This window comes from Micromonospora musae, from assembly GCF_003626635.1.
GTDB lineage: Bacteria > Actinomycetota > Actinomycetes > Mycobacteriales > Micromonosporaceae > Micromonospora > Micromonospora musae.
The window spans coordinates 26,458-40,159 of the sequence record NZ_RAZT01000019.1 but is presented as its reverse complement, the minus strand read 5'-3'; the positions used below and the strand labels follow the sequence as shown (position 1 = coordinate 40,159).

The window sequence follows — 13,702 nt, the reverse complement described above, 5'->3', positions numbered from 1 at the left end:
CACTCGCCGAGAGGCGACCTGCACACCGACGCCCAGCGGCGCCCCGGCCATCCGGCCGGGGCGCCGCTGTTTCCGCCTCCGGGCTCTCGCTCGCGCGCGTGACGTTTGACCGTTTCCGGCACGGGTAGCTGATCGCCGTGACCGACGACGTACCCGTGACCGAGAAGCCGGACACCCGACGCCTCGACGACCTGCTCGAAGACCTGTACCGCGGCCAGGAGCGGGTCAGCCAGGCGGACATCTACCGGCGCGCCGTCGCCGCCGAGCTGCCCTCCGAATGGCTCACCCGGATCTGCGCGCTGCCCGAGGGGGAGTACTCGGTCGACGAGGCGGCCGACCTGCTGGGCGGCACGGTCACCTGAGACCGCCCCCGCTCCCCGGGGGGAGAGGAGAACGAGATGTCCCACGAGCAGCACCACGACCGGGTCCCGGCGCTGGGTCAGCCCCCGGCGGGCGTGGACAGCCTGCCCGAGCCGGACTTCGCCGACGAGCACGACCGGACGGCGGTGGACCGCGAGGTGGTCACCGGCGAGGACAAGGGTGAACGGGAACCGGAGGCGTCCCGTGGTTGGGCGGGCGAGGACGGCGGAACGACACCGACGTGACGAGGACGTTCACCTGACGGGGGGCCGGCGCGAAGCGCCGGCCCCCCGGTCGTCGGTCGAGGTCTACTCCTCGTGCCGCCCGCCGCTCTCGGCGGCCTGCTGCGCGACCGCGTATCCCATCTGCAGGAAGTCGGACGCGGCCACCGCGGTCAGCGCCGTGGCCACCAGGCGGGTGAGCCGCGGCATGAGCACCAGGCCACCGGTCAGTCCGGTGGCGACCCAGACCGCGAGGCAGAACGGACAGCTGAGCAGCTCGCCGATGGCGTGCCGGGTGGAGCTGCCCGAGTCGCGTACCTGTTCCATCACCTCGCCGCTGCCGATGGGCCGGTCGTAGCGGGTGAACGGGGCGCGCAGCGGGCTGGTGACCGCGTCCTTCGACAGCAACCGGCTCAGTTTGTGCGTGGCGATGCTCAGCAGCACCACGTCGGCCGGCGCGGGACGTTCGGGCACCGGCCGACCGGTCGCCCGGACCAGACCCGCGACGGCCCCGGTCACCCCGGCGTACGCGCCCATCGCCGCCAGGTAGCCGCCGAGTGGGCGGTGCTCGTGCGGCGCGTACGCCTGGCGCAGCCGCGTCGCCTTCTTCCTCAAGCCGTAGGGGGTCACCCGGCCTCCTCGATCTCGCCTGCTGCGCTCCGCCGACCGGATCGCCGACGGTTCCGGCCCTGGCGGCCGGCGGGGGTGCTCCGCGGGGGTTCAGCCCGCCTGAAGGTTGTCGGCCACCTCGCGGGCCAGGCTGTCCAGCGCCTCGGCGGCCAGCCGCTCGGCGTCCTGTCCGCCGGACCCGCCGGAGAGGTCGAACCGGATCCGCGCGCCGCCGGCGTTCTCCGGGTCCACCCGGATCTCCGCCGTCAGCTCGGTCGGCGAGGCGATCCGCCACCGGGCGCGGAGCTCCTCGCCGCGGATCTCGGGGGTCGGTGCGCCGTCGGCGCGCAGGAACGGGGGCAACCACGCCGCTGCCCGGTCCGGGTCGGTGGCGGTGTTGAAGACGACCTCGGGCGGCGCGGACATGCCGCGCTCGGCGTGCGCCATCACTCGTCCCGCAGCCGGCTCGGGTCGATCTCCCGGCTCGGGTACCGGGCCAGGTACTCGGTCTCCAGCTCGGCGGTCCGGCGCAGGTGGTGGGCGAGCGCCGAATCGGCCGCGTGCCGCAGCGTGTCGAGCCGGGTCCGGTGCAGGCTGTGGATCTCGCGGATCAGGTCCTCGTCGGGCAGCTCCGCGGGGTCGACACCCAGCTCACCGTCGAGGCCGGGGCCGAGCGTGGTGGGGTCGGCGAGGTGGTCGCCGCTCCACTCGATGACCCGCTCCTCCGGGCTGGCCCCACCGCCCGGCGGGTAGCCTTCCTGTCTCATCTGGCCCCCCTGGTCTCGTCTGGGCTGGCGTCTAAACGGTTGCCCACGCCGGGTGGCACCAAACGTCCCGGACCCATGACAACTACGACACCTCGTCGGAGAGCGCCGGGCGGGCCGGTACCCTCGATGCCATGAAGCGGCTCTGGACCCCGGTGTGGATCGCACGCCACACGGCCATGGTCGTCCTGGTCGTCGCGTTCCTCGCGCTGGGCTGGTGGCAGATCAGCCGGGCCGCCGGGGGCAACACGCTCAGCTGGGCGTACGCCTTCGAGTGGCCGATCTTCGCGGGGTTCGTGGTCTTCGTGTGGTGGCGTGAGGCGCGACACACCGTGCGTGGTGACGAGCCGGAGCAGCGTGTCGAGTCGGTAGCCGAGGTCGAGCCGATCGTCGGCGAGCGCGGTTCGACGACGCGACCGGTGGTACGCCGGCCGGTCCGGGTGACCCGCGTCCCGGCGGTCTTGAACGGCGTGGAGGACGACGCCGACCTGGCCGCGTACAACCGCTACCTGTCATGGTTGAACGCCAACCCGGGCGCTCGGCCCGGTGACTATCCCGGCTGAGCCGGGTTCGGAAGGACGGACAGAGGTGGGCGGAGCCCTTACCCGGTACCGCGCGATCGCCTGGATCGTGGGCGTGGTGCTGATCGTGCTGGTCGTGATCGGTATGCCGCTGAAGTACCTGTTCGACAGCCCGGTCGTGGTGGAGACAGTCGGCCCGGCGCACGGTTTCCTCTACATGATCTATCTGGTGGCCACCTTCGACCTGTCCCGCCGCGCGAACTGGCCGATGAAGCGGATGCTCGGCGTGATGCTGGCCGGCACGGTGCCGTTCGTCTCCTTCTACGCCGAGCGCCGGGCGACCGCCTGGCTGCACCGCCCGGCCGAGCGCACCCCGGAGCCGATCGCCGGCTGAGCGACCGGCCCTCCGGTCAACGGCTCGGCCGCCACGGATCGGCCGAGGCGAGCGGTTCGTTCCACCCGCCGTACCGGTTCATCTCCCGGGCCCGCAGCAGGGCCCGGGTGACCTGTCCGAACTGCCGCTCGTCGTCGGCGCTGAACAGCAGCACCTCCTCGCCCTGGTACACGCCCCACAGCTCGTACGCCGGGGGCCGCCAGCGGTCACCGACGGTCGCCAGCAGCGCCGGCACCAGCAGCACGGCGCCGAAGATGAGGTACGCGCCCGCGGTGAGCCGTTGCAGCCCGCCGGTGAAGCCGAGCAGCAGGCCGACTCCACCGATCATCGCCCCGCTGGTCGCCACCGCCCGTACGGCGATCCGGTCGTGCGGGCCGCGGGTGCTGCGCAGGTGGGTGAGGTGGGCGACCCGGTAGGTGTTGCGGCCGACGGTGAACCTGTCGATCGTCACGACGATGCCGGGGCGGGCGTAGAGCAGGGTCTTCCGGGCGCCGGTCACCCTCGGTGATCCCGGTGCTCGTGTGGTCGCGCCTTCAGGATTCACGGCTTCCTCCCGCGGCGTCCGTCGGGTCGGCCCGTCCCGGCCTCACACCTTCAATGCCGCTTGACGGGAATCCCGGCTACGGCTTCATTGTGTTGCCGTCCTGCCAGCTCAGATCGGGTTTTGCCGGGCCTCGTCGGCAGGCCGGAGCGGTACATGGCCAGGAATGGGAATCCATTTCCGTCTTTATCGGTTATGGGGCGCCGCATTCCGGCGGCATACGTCCAGAACGACGAACTCCATTGTCTGGGCAAAAGCCGCATCCCTGGCGCGCCCCAGGCGCGACCGCCTCGTTAATGATCACAGTGGGTCACCTGCCGCAGGTGGCACTTGCTACCACTTTGCCAACAGACGTCCCGACTTCCACTGCGGATCACTCCCGTCCCGGGTTAGGTTGAGCGAGCCGGCCCGGCCCAGTGCCCACCATCCGGAGGGCCCCGGTCCGGTGCCACCGGGGGCGTCAGCACCCGCCGGTGGCCGTGGGAGAGGAGCCTTCCGCTCTTGTCATCCCTGAGAAAACTGCTGCGCACACTGGCAGTCGTCGGCCTGTCGGCCGCGCTGGTCGCACCGGCCACGGCGGCCCGGGCAGAGCCCTCCCCCGCCGACCTCAACCGCCAGATCGAGCGCTCCTCGACGGAACTGGAACGGGTCGTCGAGTCGTACAACAAGCTCCGTGAGGACATCAAGACCAACAAGGCCGCGGTGGACCGATTACAGGCCCGCATCGGCCCGCTGGAACGGCAGACCGAGCAGGGCCGGGCCGACGTCGCGCAGATCGCCGCGACCGCGTACAAGACCGGCGCCCTGCAGACCGCGGACGCGCTGCTGCGCCCCGGCGGCTCGGCGGCGATGCTCGACCGGCTCGGCACGATCGAGCACCTGACCCGGCAACGCCAGGCGCGGATCTCCGGCTTCACCGAGAGCCAGCGCCAACTGGTCGACGAGAAGACCCGCCTGAACAAGGTGCTCCAACGGCAGGACGCCCAGGCACGCGCGTTGGCCGGCACCAAGTCCCGCATCGAGCGGGACCTCGACCGCCTCTACGACCTGCGCCGCACGGCGTACGGACGGGCGACCGAGGCGCCGGCGGCGAAGCCCGCCGCCGACCACCAGGCGCCCGCCGTCTCCGGTCAGGCCGGCGCCGCCGTGCGGTACGCGTACGGCGCGATCGGGAAGCCGTACGTCTGGGGCGGCTCCGGCCCCAACGGCTACGACTGCTCGGGGCTGACCTCGGCGGCCTGGCGGGCGGCCGGGAAGTCGCTACCGCACAACGCCCGGATGCAGTGGGGTGCGGTATCCCACGTCGGCCGCGGCGAGCTGCGCCCGGGTGACCTGGTGTTCTACCGCGGGCTCGGGCACGTCGCCCTCTACGTCGGCGACGGCCAGGTGATCGACGCGCCGAGCGCCGGTCGCAACGTGCTCAAGCGGGGCATGAACATGATGCCCATCCAGGGGTACGGCCGGGTGCGCTGATCCCACCTGACGGCGAACGGCCGGCGTCCCCCTATCGGACGCCGGCCGTTCGCCGTCTTCGTCGGTGTCTCAGGCCGCCTGGAGCCCCTCCGCCCGGGCCAGCTCACGGAGCCGGCCGAGGGCCTGGATCTCCAGCTGCCGGATCCGCTCACGGGAGAGCGAGAACCGCGAGGCGACCTCGGTGAGCGAGTGCTCGCGGCCGTCCTCCAGCCCGTAGCGGGCCCGCATGATGCCGGCCGAACGGTCGTCGAGGTGGTTGAGCAGACCCTCGATCCGCTGCCGCTCCAGCCCGGTCAGGACGATGTCCTCCGGCGACGGGGCGTCGCTGTCGGCCACCAGGTCACCGAGGTTGGTGTCCCCGTCGTCGCCGACCGGCGTGTCCAGCGACACGGTGTCCTGCGACCAGCGCACCAGCTCGTTGACCCGCTCGACGGTCACGCCGAGGGCCGCCGCGATCTGCTCCGGCTCCGGGTCGCTGCCCAGCTCACGGGTGAGCTGCCGGGCCACGTTGCGCATCCGGTTGACGTCCTCCACCAGGTGCACCGGCAGTCGGACGGTGCGCTCCTGCTGGGCGATGGCCCGGCTGATCGCCTGGCGGATCCACCAGGTGGCGTAGGTGGAGAACTTGTAGCCCCGCTCGTAGTCGAACTTCTCGACCGCCCGGACCAGACCGGTGTTGCCCTCCTGGATCAGATCCAGCATGGGCATCCCCGACCGGACGTACCGGCGGGCGATCGACACGACCAGTCGGAGGTTCGCGCGGATGAAGAGGTCCTTCGCCCGCTCCCCCTCGACGACCAGCCGCTCCAGGTCCTCACGGGCGACGCCGTCGGGGACGCGGTCCTCGTCGAGCAGGTGCTCGGCGTAGAGGCCGGCCTCGATCGCCTTGGAGAGATCGACCTCCTTGGCGGCGTCCAGCAGTGGCGTCCGGGAGATCTCGTGCAGGTAGACGCCGACCAGGTCACGCTCCTCGGCGACCTCGTCGGTTCGCATGCCGATGTTCTTGTCCACGTTGCCCACGGTCCCCTCGCTCGCGCCGGTTGCCCGGTTCCTTGCCATCCCCACGTCCATCAGCCCTCCCCCGCGTACCGCTGTGCCCGTCGGTGGTGACACCTACACAACAGTTGAGACGTGTCGGGGATTCCATGTCGTGAGTCGAAACTGTCACGAATGCCTGAGTAGTAGCTGAAAGCGCGATCCATGTTTGCTGTCAGCACCCCGCCGGGTGGCTCGCCTTGGGCACCACGTACGGGCCGGTGGCACGACCGCTCACCGTCGCCCCTGATATGGCAGCACTGCGGATAGGAGGGGGACAGCGACCCGGGTCACCACCAGGGGTGCGATCCTGGTCACTGCCGAATACGCACCGGTGGACGGGGCGGTTCATCCACGTACTTGGTATTACCCCGCGCCTCGGTGAACAATCCGTGGCCGGGTTCTATGCCCACTCGCCGGACGGGCCCGCGACCAGTTCGAACAAACACCCCCGGGGCGCCCTCCGGCCCGGATCATCCCCGGCGCGATCCTTGCTCCGGGTGAGGTGACGGCTACCGTTCGACGTCGGGTCAGGAGGCGAGCAGGGCGAGCGCTCCGCGTACCTGGTCGTCGGCGCGGGTCAGGGCGGCCCGGGCGGCCGGCACCCCGGCACCGGAGACGAGCGAGACGAGAGCGGTCTTCAGGTCACCGTCGGCCTCGTTGAGGGCCCGTCGGGAGACCTCCTCGGAGCAGCCGGTGGCCTCGATCAGGATCGAGATCATCCGGCCCCGGAGCTTGGCGTTGGTGGCCACCATGTCGATCATGAGGTTTGAGTAGACCCGGCCCAGCCGGACCATGACGGCGGTGGAGAACGCGTTCAGCACCAGCTTCTGCGCGGTGCCCGCCTTCATCCGGGTCGATCCGGTCACCACCTCCGGTCCGGTATCCACCCCGATGAAGACGTCCACCGACCGAGCGGCCTCCGCCTCCGGATTGGCGCAGAGCAGCACCGTCGAGGCGCCCTTGGCGCGGGACGCGGCGAGCGCCCCCAGGACGTACGGGGTGCGGCCGCTGGCGGCCAGACCGACCACCAGGTCACCGGCGCGTACGCAGTCGGCCGCTTCGGCCGCTCCGCCCCGGTCGTCGTCCTCGGCGTTCTCCACGGCCCGCCACACGGCCTGCGGCCCACCGGCGAGGTGGGCGCAGACCCAGTCCCGGGGCGAGTTGAAGGTGGGGGCCAGTTCGGCGGCGTCCAACACGCCGAGGCGGCCCGAGGTGCCGGCACCGAAGTAGTGCACCCGGTGCCCGCCGCGCAGCGCCGTCACGGCCAGGTCGACCGCGGCGGCGATCTCGTCGAGCACCTCGGCGACGGCGGCCGGCACCAGCCGATCCGCCTCGTTGATGACCGCCAGCACGTCCCGGGTGGACATCAGGTCCAGATCGGCGCTGAGCGGATTGCGGCGTTCGGTGGGAGCGCCCACCCGCACGACCGGGCGGGCGTCCGGGGCGGGCGTCGACACCTCATCCGGCTCCACGGCGCCCGTGGTCACGCCCGCCTCCGTCCGCCGCCCACCCGGTGGGACTGGACGGCCTCGGCGGTCGCCTCCAGGGCCTTCTTGGCGCGGGCCCGGTTGCGGGCGGCCACCCCGACGAAGAGGCAGTCGACCACGGTGAGCTGGGCCAGCCGGCTCGCCATCGCCCCGGACCGGTACGTGGTCTCCCGAGCCGCCGTGGTGAGCACGTAGTCGGCGACCTCAGTGATCGGCGAACGCGGGAAGTTCGTCAGCGCGACCGTGGCGGCGCCCCGGGCGCGGGCCTGCTCCAGCACCTCGATGACGTCGGAGGTGGTGCCGGTGTGCGAGATGCCGAGGGCCACGTCGCCCCGGCCCAGCAATGCGGCCGAGGTCAGCGCGGTGTGCACGTCGGGGAAGTAGAAGGCGGTGCGGCCGATCCGGTGCAGCTTCTGCTGGAAGTCGGAGGCCACGAAGCCGCTGGCGCCGGCGCCGTAGACGTCGATCCGGCCGGCGCCCGCGATCGCGTCGACCACCCGCTCGCAGACGGCCGGGTCGAGCTGCTCGGCGGTCTCCTCGACGGCACGCGCGTCGTTGAAGGCGATCGTCGCGATGATCTGGGCCAGGTCGGCGCCGGGTGGGATGTCACCGCCGACCACCCGGGCGTCGGGCGGCTCGATCCGGCGGGCGGCCTCGGCGGCGAGCCGGATGCGCAGCTGCGGGTAGCCGTCCATGCCGACGGAGCGGCAGAACCGGATGACTGTCGCCTCGGAGGTCTCGGCTGCGGTGGCGAGGTCCGTGATGGTCCGGCGCGCGGCGTCCGCGGGGTCGGCCACGACCAGTCGGGCAACCCGCTGTTCGGCCGGCGACAGCGACGGGAGCAAGCCACTGATGTGGACGATCAGCCCACCGGGCTCGTGACTCGCAGAAATCTTCGGACTCTTCGCCACGGATGAAACTTACTTTCATGAGGCGTGAGCGTCAACCATGACTCCCGCGTGTTGAGGGACGGACCACCGACCGCGGCCCACCATCCGGGACAGCGTGCCACCCTCGCCGCGACGACGCGTCAGCCGCCGGGCCGGGACCGCCGTCCCGCGACGGTCGCCGCTGACACGGGCATCCGATCCACTCCAACCGTACGGCGTCACACGGCATCCGGTTCGGCAGTCCGGGATCGGACGAGTCGGCGGCGTCGGCCCGCGCACCCGCGCGACGGGCGCTTCCCGGCGGCGCTAGCGTGTGCCCCATGGCAGGACAGAGTGTGCTCGTCACCGGCGGATCAGGCGGCCTGGGCCGGGCGGTCACCACCGCCTTCGCCGAGGCGGGCTGGCGGGTGGTCGTACCGGTGCGGGGCGGTCGAACCACCGCGGAACCGGCGGCCGACGGCGTGCACCGGCTGGTCGCGGACGTCAGCGACCCCGACGACGTGGCCCGGGCGGTACGGGCGGCCGCCGACGACCCGGATGCGCCACTGCGCGCGGTGGTCAACCTGATCGGCGGGTACGCCAGCGGCGGGCTGGTGCACGAGACGCCGGTCGAGGAGTTCGAGCGGATGCTCACCGCCAACCTGCGCCCCACCCACCTGGTCACCCGCGAGGCCCTGCCGCACCTGGTGGCCGCCGGCGGCGGCTCCGTGGTCTGCGTCTCCGCCCGCGCCGCGCTCAGCCCGTTCTCCGGCGCGGCCGGCTACGCCACCGCCAAGGCGGCGGTCCTCGCCTTCGCGAACGCGGTGGCGGTGGAGTACCGGCGTTTCGGGGTGCGGTGCAACACGGTGCTGCCGAGCGTCATCGACACGCCCGCCAACCGGGCCGCCCAGCCGGACGCCGACCACTCGCGCTGGGTCGCCCCGGCCGAGATCGCCACGGTGATCCGGTTCCTCGCCTCCGACGAGTCCGCGCCGACGAGCGGCGCGGCGGTGCCGGTCTACGGCCGCGCCTGAGCCGGTGTCGGGGCACGGGCGGGGCCGTGGCGGTTCGCCGCCGCGTCCCACCGGTTGGTCACGCCGACTTCAGTGACTCCGGCTGGTTCTCCCGCTCGCCGGTGGTGAGCGGGAGACCGGCTGCGGCCTCGTCGGCGCCGAACCAGTCCGCGAGGTGGTGGCGGATCTGCTTCGACACCTCGTCGGCCGGCCGGCCGGCGTCCACCAGGATGAAGGTCGGGTACTCCGGCAGCGCCCGGTAGGCGGTGTCCGCGGCGGTGAGCCAGCCCAACGTCTCGTGGTCGGTGCCGCGCCGCTCGATCCGCCGGTACGCCTCGGCCGGATCGAGCGAGAGCAGGAAGGTCACCTGCGGCTGCGGGAAGACCCGGTAGCCGGCCCGGGCCAGCCGCTCCCACCGGTGCCCGCCGTGCGCCCGGATGCTCGCGTACTGGCAGGCGGAGTAGCGGTCCATCACCGCCGTCCGGCCGGTGACCAGGCAGCTGATCAGGGCGAGGGCGATGGCGAGCCAGCGCAGCACGGACTCCACGGCGAGCAGTCCGTCCCGCCCGACCAGCCGCTGCGCGTCCGGGCGGCCCAGCCGCTGGGCGATCCGGCCCAGCCAGCGACGACCGCCGGCGTTGCGGTGGTAGGTGGCGGGACGCCCGGCCGCGACGAGCGCGTCGGCGAGTTGGTGCGCCTGGGTGGTCTTGCCCGAGCCGTCGATGCCGATCAGGGCGACGCTGCGCAACCGGCGTCGGCGCCGGCGCGCCCGCAGTGATCTGACCACCTTGCACAGGCTATCGGACCCGCGCTCTCGACTGCAGCGTTATATACCGGTTGCTCCCGTTTCACGCCCGACCGCCACCGGGGCAGGTGTGGGTGACCCGAATGCCGGGTACCGAAGTCGGAATCAACCGCCTGTTACGACCGACGGGAGAAGCCAGATGGCCGAGCGCGGGGACGAGAGTCTTCTGCACACCCTCAAGAAGGTCGCCGCCGTGCTCAAGCAGTCCGAGATTCCCTTCGCCCTCGGCGGCAGCTTCGCCGTGTACGCGCACGGTGGTCACTCCAGCGACCACGACGTCGACTTCCTGATCCGCGAGGTCGACGTCGAGTCGGCGATGACGGCGCTCGTGGAGGCGGGCTTCACCGCCGAGTACCCGCCGGAGGACTGGCTGGTGAAGGTCTACGACGACGAGCGGATGGTGGACCTGATCCACCGGCCGATCGAGACGCCGGTGACCGAGGAGACGTTCGCGGACACCGTGGTACGGCCCGTCGACGCGATCCACATGCCGGTGCTCTCCGCCACCCAACTCATGGTGCACAAGCTGCTCAGCTTCTCGCAGCACTACTGCGACTTCGCCCGCGGCCTGCCGCTGGCCCGCTCGCTGCGGGAGCAGATCGACTGGGATCGGGTACGGAAGGAGACGCAGCACTCGCCGTACGCCGAGGCGTTCCTGGTGCTGCTGGACCGGCTGGAGGTGGTGCCGTACGTCGGCACCCCGGCAGAGAAGGGGAGATCGTGACCCAACACCGTGACACCGGCATCGGGCCACCGGACGAGTACCTGGAGGCGGAGATCCACCGGCTGCTGGCCGAGGACCCGTCCGTCGCCGAGCAGGGCATCACCGTCGTGCGCCGGGAGACCGGCCTCGTGCTCTACGGCGAGGTGGAGAGCTCCCACCGGCGCGAGGAGATTCTCCGCCGCGTCGCGGAACGGTTCCCGGATCTGCCGGTCACCAGCGAGATCGGGGTGATCCGAACCGAGGCGCCGACGCAGATCGAGCAACTGCCCTGAGGAGGGTTCCGTGGTGATAAGGATCGCTGCCGTCGGTGACGTGCACCTCGACGAGGACGTGGTGGGCCGGTTCCGGCCGGCCCTGGAGGAGCTGCCCGACTGCGCCGACGCACTGCTGCTCGCCGGTGACCTGACCCGGCACGGCACCGAGGCGGAGGCGCGTTGCGTGGCCCGGGAGTTCGGTGGCCTGGGCGTGCCGGTGATCACCGTGCTGGGCAACCACGACCACCAGTGCGACCAGGTGCCGCAGGTGATCGAGGTGCTGGAGGACGCGGGCATCACCGTCCTCGAGGGCGACGGCGTGGTGCTCGACTGCGTCGGCGGCCGGCTCGGGGTGGCCGGCGTGAAGGGCTTCGGCGGCGGCTTCGCCGGCCGCTGCGCCAGCGACTTCGGCGAGCCGGAGATGAAGGCGTTCGTCCGCACCACCACCGACAGCGCGGACCGGCTGGCCCACGCGCTCAAGAGCCTGGACTGCGACCTGCTGGTCGCGCTCACCCACTACGCGCCGGTGCCGGACACGCTCGCCGGTGAGCCGCTGGAGATCTACCCGTTCCTCGGCGCGTACCAGCTCGGCCAGGCGATCGACTCGGCGCCGACCGCGCTCGCCCTGCACGGGCACGCGCACGCCGGCAGCGAGCGCGGCACCACCCCGGGCGGGGTACGCGTCCGCAACGTCGCGCACCCGGTGATCAAGCAGGCGTACAGCGTCTTCCACGTGGGCGACGACCTTGATCAGGGTGAGGTTTCGCGTTTGACGGCCTCGGGTACCTGATTCGCCATGGAGCTGATTCTTTGGATTCTCGCGGTCGTACTGGTCGTTGCCGGCATCCTGGCGCTGTTCCGCCGGCAGATCCTCTGGGGCATCGTCCTCATCATCGTCGGACTGCTCGTGGGCCCGGGCGGTGTCAGCATCTTCAATTGACGTCACACACCGCCCCACCATTGGACCCGCCGGGGTCGTCGTGGCCGGTTCTCCGTCCTCCCGACAGGAGCACCGCTCGCGACGGCCCCGGCGCCGTAGCGTCCGGACCCGGGCCGGTCGCCGACGCAGCGCGAAGGGACGACCATGGAGACGTCACGCGGGCACGCCGGCGCTCGTTCGTGGTGGGCGCTGCTCGGCTTCGGCGCGGCGGTCGCGGTGGCCGCGGCGATCGGTGCGCTGGGGGTGCGAGGCACCGGGGCCGAGTACGCCGCACTGGACCGGCCGGCGTGGGCCCCGCCCGGTTGGCTCTTCGGCCCGGTGTGGAGCCTGCTCTACGCGCTGATCGCGCTGGCCGGCTGGCTGGTCTGGCGGCGCGTCGGCATCGGTGCCGCCTTCTGGGCGTGGGTCGCGCAGCTCGCGCTCAACGCGGCCTGGACACCGATCTTCTTCGGCGCCGGTCGCTACGGGTCGGCCTTCGCCGAGATCGTCGTCCTGTGGCTGGCGATCGCGGTGACCGTCGCGCTCTTCGCCCGCGTGTCCCGGGCGGCGACGCTGCTCCTGCTCCCCTACTGGGCCTGGGTCAGCTACGCGGCCGCCCTCAATTTCGCCATCTGGCGGCTGAACCCCTGAACTTCGCGGGCCGTGGCCGCGGCTGCGCGCCGTCGCCTGCCCCGCGGTGACCCGCGCCCGGTGTGCCCGGCCGGGTTCGGCCGGGCACACCGGTCAGCTCAGCAGCGGGGCACGCCCGGGATGAACCCGTCGTGCCCGGTGTAGACGTACGCGTCGGAGATGAACCGGCCGGAGCCGATCCGGTCCCAGATGGAGCTGGTGCCGTAGGTGCCGGTGACCGTGGTGCCCGTGGTCTGGCACTGGATGGTCACCTGGGCGCCGTCGGCGACCGTGCCGACGGCGGAGTGGCCGGTGCCGGGCCCGGAGCGGACGGTCAGCGGGGTGCCGCTGGTGTTGACCGTGCCGGTGGCGGTGCCGCCGGACGAACAGCCGTTGTCGCTGGTGTAGTTCCTCGTCCCCCAGTAGAGGGCGAGCGTGCCGTTGAACCGGACCTGGATGTCGCCGCCGTTGAGGCGCTGCTCGTAGTGCAGGTGTGGGCCGGTCGAGCCGCCGGTGCTGCCGACATAGCCGATCACCCTTCCGTAGCCCACCGACTGGCCGACGGAGACGTTGAACCCGTTCAGGTGGGCGTAGTACGTGTGATATCCGCCGGGATGACTGATCCGTACGTACTTGCCGTAACTCGTGCCGCCGAGGTCGGTCACCCGGTCGACGGTGCCGGGCGCGCTGGCGACCACCGGGTCACCGAGATCGTCGGTGCGGTTGAAGTCGACTGCGTTCGCCGGGCTGTGGTTGGTGCGCGTCTGGCCGGACCAGACCTGACCGCACGGGAAGGGCACCTTGAAGGTCGGGGCGGCCATCGCCGGGGTCGCCGGCACCAGGGTGCCCGCGACCAACAGACCGGCCGCCACCAGGCTGAACCACCGCTTACGCATCCAGCTCCTCCTATGTCGAAATCCTTCAATGGAACACATACAGCCTGACAGATATCGACAGCGATCGAAAGAGGCTGGAATTCGGCTATGGGAGCGTGCCCATATGCGTTCGGAAGGTTTCCGGATCGTTACTCGGTCGTGTCTGACAGGGGGTGGACCGCGCGCCATGCAAGCGCTTACATGT

At 71.7% G+C, this 13,702-nt stretch carries 20 protein-coding genes; 11 read left to right on the top strand and 9 right to left on the bottom strand.

Annotated features, from left to right (window positions below; all coding sequences use genetic code 11):
* Positions 1–128: 128 nt before the first annotated feature.
* Positions 129–362 (top strand): hypothetical protein, encoded by a 234-nt coding sequence (locus D7044_RS28655; RefSeq protein ID WP_407663369.1) that lies wholly within the window; start codon positions 129–131, stop codon positions 360–362.
* A 36-nt stretch (positions 363–398) separates the two neighbouring features.
* Positions 399–605 carry a hypothetical protein gene (locus tag D7044_RS28650; protein WP_120679638.1) on the top strand — a complete coding sequence of 69 codons (207 nt, stop codon included), beginning with the start codon at positions 399–401 and terminating at the stop codon, positions 603–605.
* A gap of 63 nt (positions 606–668) precedes the next feature.
* On the opposite strand, the gene D7044_RS28645 is transcribed toward D7044_RS28650, so the two are convergent.
* The 3 genes from D7044_RS28645 to D7044_RS28635 form a co-directional block, all read right to left on the bottom strand.
* The gene (locus tag D7044_RS28645) at positions 669–1,211 is read right to left on the bottom strand and encodes a DUF1360 domain-containing protein (RefSeq protein WP_120690762.1); all 543 of its coding nucleotides are present in this window, start codon (positions 1,209–1,211) and stop codon (positions 669–671) included.
* Between the two features lie 90 nt (positions 1,212–1,301).
* Positions 1,302–1,637, bottom strand: coding sequence for an SRPBCC family protein (locus D7044_RS28640; protein WP_120690761.1), 336 nt, complete (start codon positions 1,635–1,637; stop codon positions 1,302–1,304).
* Positions 1,637–1,957: a DUF6158 family protein gene (locus tag D7044_RS28635; RefSeq protein ID WP_120690760.1), complete on the bottom strand. Its 321-nt coding sequence runs from the start codon at positions 1,955–1,957 to the stop codon at positions 1,637–1,639. Before D7044_RS28635 ends, D7044_RS28640 begins: the two co-directional genes overlap by 1 nt.
* A gap of 131 nt (positions 1,958–2,088) precedes the next feature.
* Between D7044_RS28635 and D7044_RS28630 the strand changes: the two genes are divergently transcribed.
* Together D7044_RS28630 and D7044_RS28625 are read left to right on the top strand one after the other, a co-directional pair.
* The gene (locus D7044_RS28630) at positions 2,089–2,517 is read left to right on the top strand and encodes a hypothetical protein (RefSeq protein WP_120690759.1); all 429 of its coding nucleotides are present in this window, start codon (positions 2,089–2,091) and stop codon (positions 2,515–2,517) included.
* A gap of 25 nt (positions 2,518–2,542) precedes the next feature.
* The gene (locus D7044_RS28625; RefSeq protein ID WP_120679628.1) at positions 2,543–2,869 is read left to right on the top strand and encodes a DUF3817 domain-containing protein; all 327 of its coding nucleotides are present in this window, start codon (positions 2,543–2,545) and stop codon (positions 2,867–2,869) included.
* A gap of 16 nt (positions 2,870–2,885) precedes the next feature.
* Here the strand turns inward: D7044_RS28625 and D7044_RS28620 are convergent, their stop codons facing one another.
* Positions 2,886–3,368 (bottom strand): DUF6232 family protein, encoded by a 483-nt coding sequence (locus D7044_RS28620; RefSeq protein ID WP_120679626.1) that lies wholly within the window; start codon positions 3,366–3,368, stop codon positions 2,886–2,888.
* A 543-nt stretch (positions 3,369–3,911) separates the two neighbouring features.
* Here D7044_RS28620 and D7044_RS28615 point away from each other — a divergent pair.
* Complete coding sequence (locus D7044_RS28615) at positions 3,912–4,883, top strand: C40 family peptidase (RefSeq protein WP_120679625.1); 972 nt, start codon at positions 3,912–3,914, stop codon at positions 4,881–4,883.
* 69 nt (positions 4,884–4,952) lie between these two features.
* Here the strand turns inward: D7044_RS28615 and D7044_RS28610 are convergent, their stop codons facing one another.
* The 3 genes from D7044_RS28610 to D7044_RS28600 all read right to left on the bottom strand — a co-directional run bounded on the left by D7044_RS28610 (position 4,953) and on the right by D7044_RS28600 (position 8,319).
* On the bottom strand, positions 4,953–5,942 hold the full coding sequence (locus tag D7044_RS28610; RefSeq protein ID WP_199716810.1) for a sigma-70 family RNA polymerase sigma factor: 990 nt from the start codon (positions 5,940–5,942) through the stop codon (positions 4,953–4,955).
* Between the two features lie 506 nt (positions 5,943–6,448).
* Positions 6,449–7,408 carry an N-acetylmuramic acid 6-phosphate etherase gene (gene murQ, locus D7044_RS28605; protein WP_187398835.1) on the bottom strand — a complete coding sequence of 320 codons (960 nt, stop codon included), beginning with the start codon at positions 7,406–7,408 and terminating at the stop codon, positions 6,449–6,451.
* Positions 7,405–8,319, bottom strand: coding sequence for a MurR/RpiR family transcriptional regulator (locus D7044_RS28600; RefSeq protein WP_120679621.1), 915 nt, complete (start codon positions 8,317–8,319; stop codon positions 7,405–7,407). The genes murQ and D7044_RS28600 overlap by 4 nt, the downstream gene beginning before the upstream one ends.
* Before the next feature lie 299 nt (positions 8,320–8,618).
* Here D7044_RS28600 and D7044_RS28595 point away from each other — a divergent pair, with 299 nt between their 5' ends.
* Positions 8,619–9,311 (top strand): SDR family oxidoreductase, encoded by a 693-nt coding sequence (locus tag D7044_RS28595; protein WP_120690758.1) that lies wholly within the window; start codon positions 8,619–8,621, stop codon positions 9,309–9,311.
* 58 nt (positions 9,312–9,369) lie between these two features.
* Here the strand turns inward: D7044_RS28595 and D7044_RS28590 are convergent, their stop codons facing one another.
* Positions 9,370–10,077: a dTMP kinase gene (locus D7044_RS28590; RefSeq protein ID WP_120679617.1), complete on the bottom strand. Its 708-nt coding sequence runs from the start codon at positions 10,075–10,077 to the stop codon at positions 9,370–9,372.
* Positions 10,078–10,234: 157 nt separating this feature from the next.
* Here D7044_RS28590 and D7044_RS28585 point away from each other — a divergent pair, with 157 nt between their 5' ends.
* From D7044_RS28585 to D7044_RS28570, 5 genes are all read left to right on the top strand, one after another.
* Positions 10,235–10,819 (top strand): nucleotidyltransferase, encoded by a 585-nt coding sequence (locus D7044_RS28585; RefSeq protein WP_120690757.1) that lies wholly within the window; start codon positions 10,235–10,237, stop codon positions 10,817–10,819.
* Positions 10,816–11,091, top strand: coding sequence for a hypothetical protein (locus tag D7044_RS28580; protein WP_120679613.1), 276 nt, complete (start codon positions 10,816–10,818; stop codon positions 11,089–11,091). Before D7044_RS28585 ends, D7044_RS28580 begins: the two co-directional genes overlap by 4 nt.
* Before the next feature lie 10 nt (positions 11,092–11,101).
* Complete coding sequence (locus D7044_RS28575; protein ID WP_120690756.1) at positions 11,102–11,863, top strand: metallophosphoesterase family protein; 762 nt, start codon at positions 11,102–11,104, stop codon at positions 11,861–11,863.
* A 6-nt stretch (positions 11,864–11,869) separates the two neighbouring features.
* Positions 11,870–12,013, top strand: a complete 144-nt coding sequence (locus D7044_RS32735) for a GPGG-motif small membrane protein (protein WP_165435832.1) — start codon at positions 11,870–11,872, stop codon at positions 12,011–12,013.
* Between the two features lie 144 nt (positions 12,014–12,157).
* Positions 12,158–12,643 carry a TspO/MBR family protein gene (locus tag D7044_RS28570; protein ID WP_120690755.1) on the top strand — a complete coding sequence of 162 codons (486 nt, stop codon included), beginning with the start codon at positions 12,158–12,160 and terminating at the stop codon, positions 12,641–12,643.
* Positions 12,644–12,741: 98 nt separating this feature from the next.
* Here the strand turns inward: D7044_RS28570 and D7044_RS28565 are convergent, their stop codons facing one another.
* Positions 12,742–13,518 carry a M23 family metallopeptidase gene (locus D7044_RS28565; RefSeq protein WP_120679606.1) on the bottom strand — a complete coding sequence of 259 codons (777 nt, stop codon included), beginning with the start codon at positions 13,516–13,518 and terminating at the stop codon, positions 12,742–12,744.
* Between the last annotated feature and the right edge of the window lie 184 nt (positions 13,519–13,702).

What these genes read in the sequence shown, in the direction of transcription:
- D7044_RS28630 (WP_120690759.1), top strand. Translation starts at nt 2,089, where the DNA reads ATGAAGCGGCTCTGGACCCCGGTGTGGATCGCACGCCACACGGCCATG.
- D7044_RS28610 (WP_199716810.1), bottom strand. Translation starts at nt 5,942, where the DNA reads ATGGCAAGGAACCGGGCAACCGGCGCGAGCGAGGGGACCGTGGGCAAC.
- D7044_RS28640 (WP_120690761.1), bottom strand. Translation starts at nt 1,637, where the DNA reads ATGGCGCACGCCGAGCGCGGCATGTCCGCGCCGCCCGAGGTCGTCTTC.
- D7044_RS28650 (WP_120679638.1), top strand. Translation starts at nt 399, where the DNA reads ATGTCCCACGAGCAGCACCACGACCGGGTCCCGGCGCTGGGTCAGCCC.
- D7044_RS28565 (WP_120679606.1), bottom strand. Translation starts at nt 13,518, where the DNA reads ATGCGTAAGCGGTGGTTCAGCCTGGTGGCGGCCGGTCTGTTGGTCGCG.
- D7044_RS28570 (WP_120690755.1), top strand. Translation starts at nt 12,158, where the DNA reads ATGGAGACGTCACGCGGGCACGCCGGCGCTCGTTCGTGGTGGGCGCTG.
- D7044_RS28585 (WP_120690757.1), top strand. Translation starts at nt 10,235, where the DNA reads ATGGCCGAGCGCGGGGACGAGAGTCTTCTGCACACCCTCAAGAAGGTC.
- D7044_RS28635 (WP_120690760.1), bottom strand. Translation starts at nt 1,957, where the DNA reads ATGAGACAGGAAGGCTACCCGCCGGGCGGTGGGGCCAGCCCGGAGGAG.
- D7044_RS32735 (WP_165435832.1), top strand. Translation starts at nt 11,870, where the DNA reads ATGGAGCTGATTCTTTGGATTCTCGCGGTCGTACTGGTCGTTGCCGGC.
- D7044_RS28595 (WP_120690758.1), top strand. Translation starts at nt 8,619, where the DNA reads ATGGCAGGACAGAGTGTGCTCGTCACCGGCGGATCAGGCGGCCTGGGC.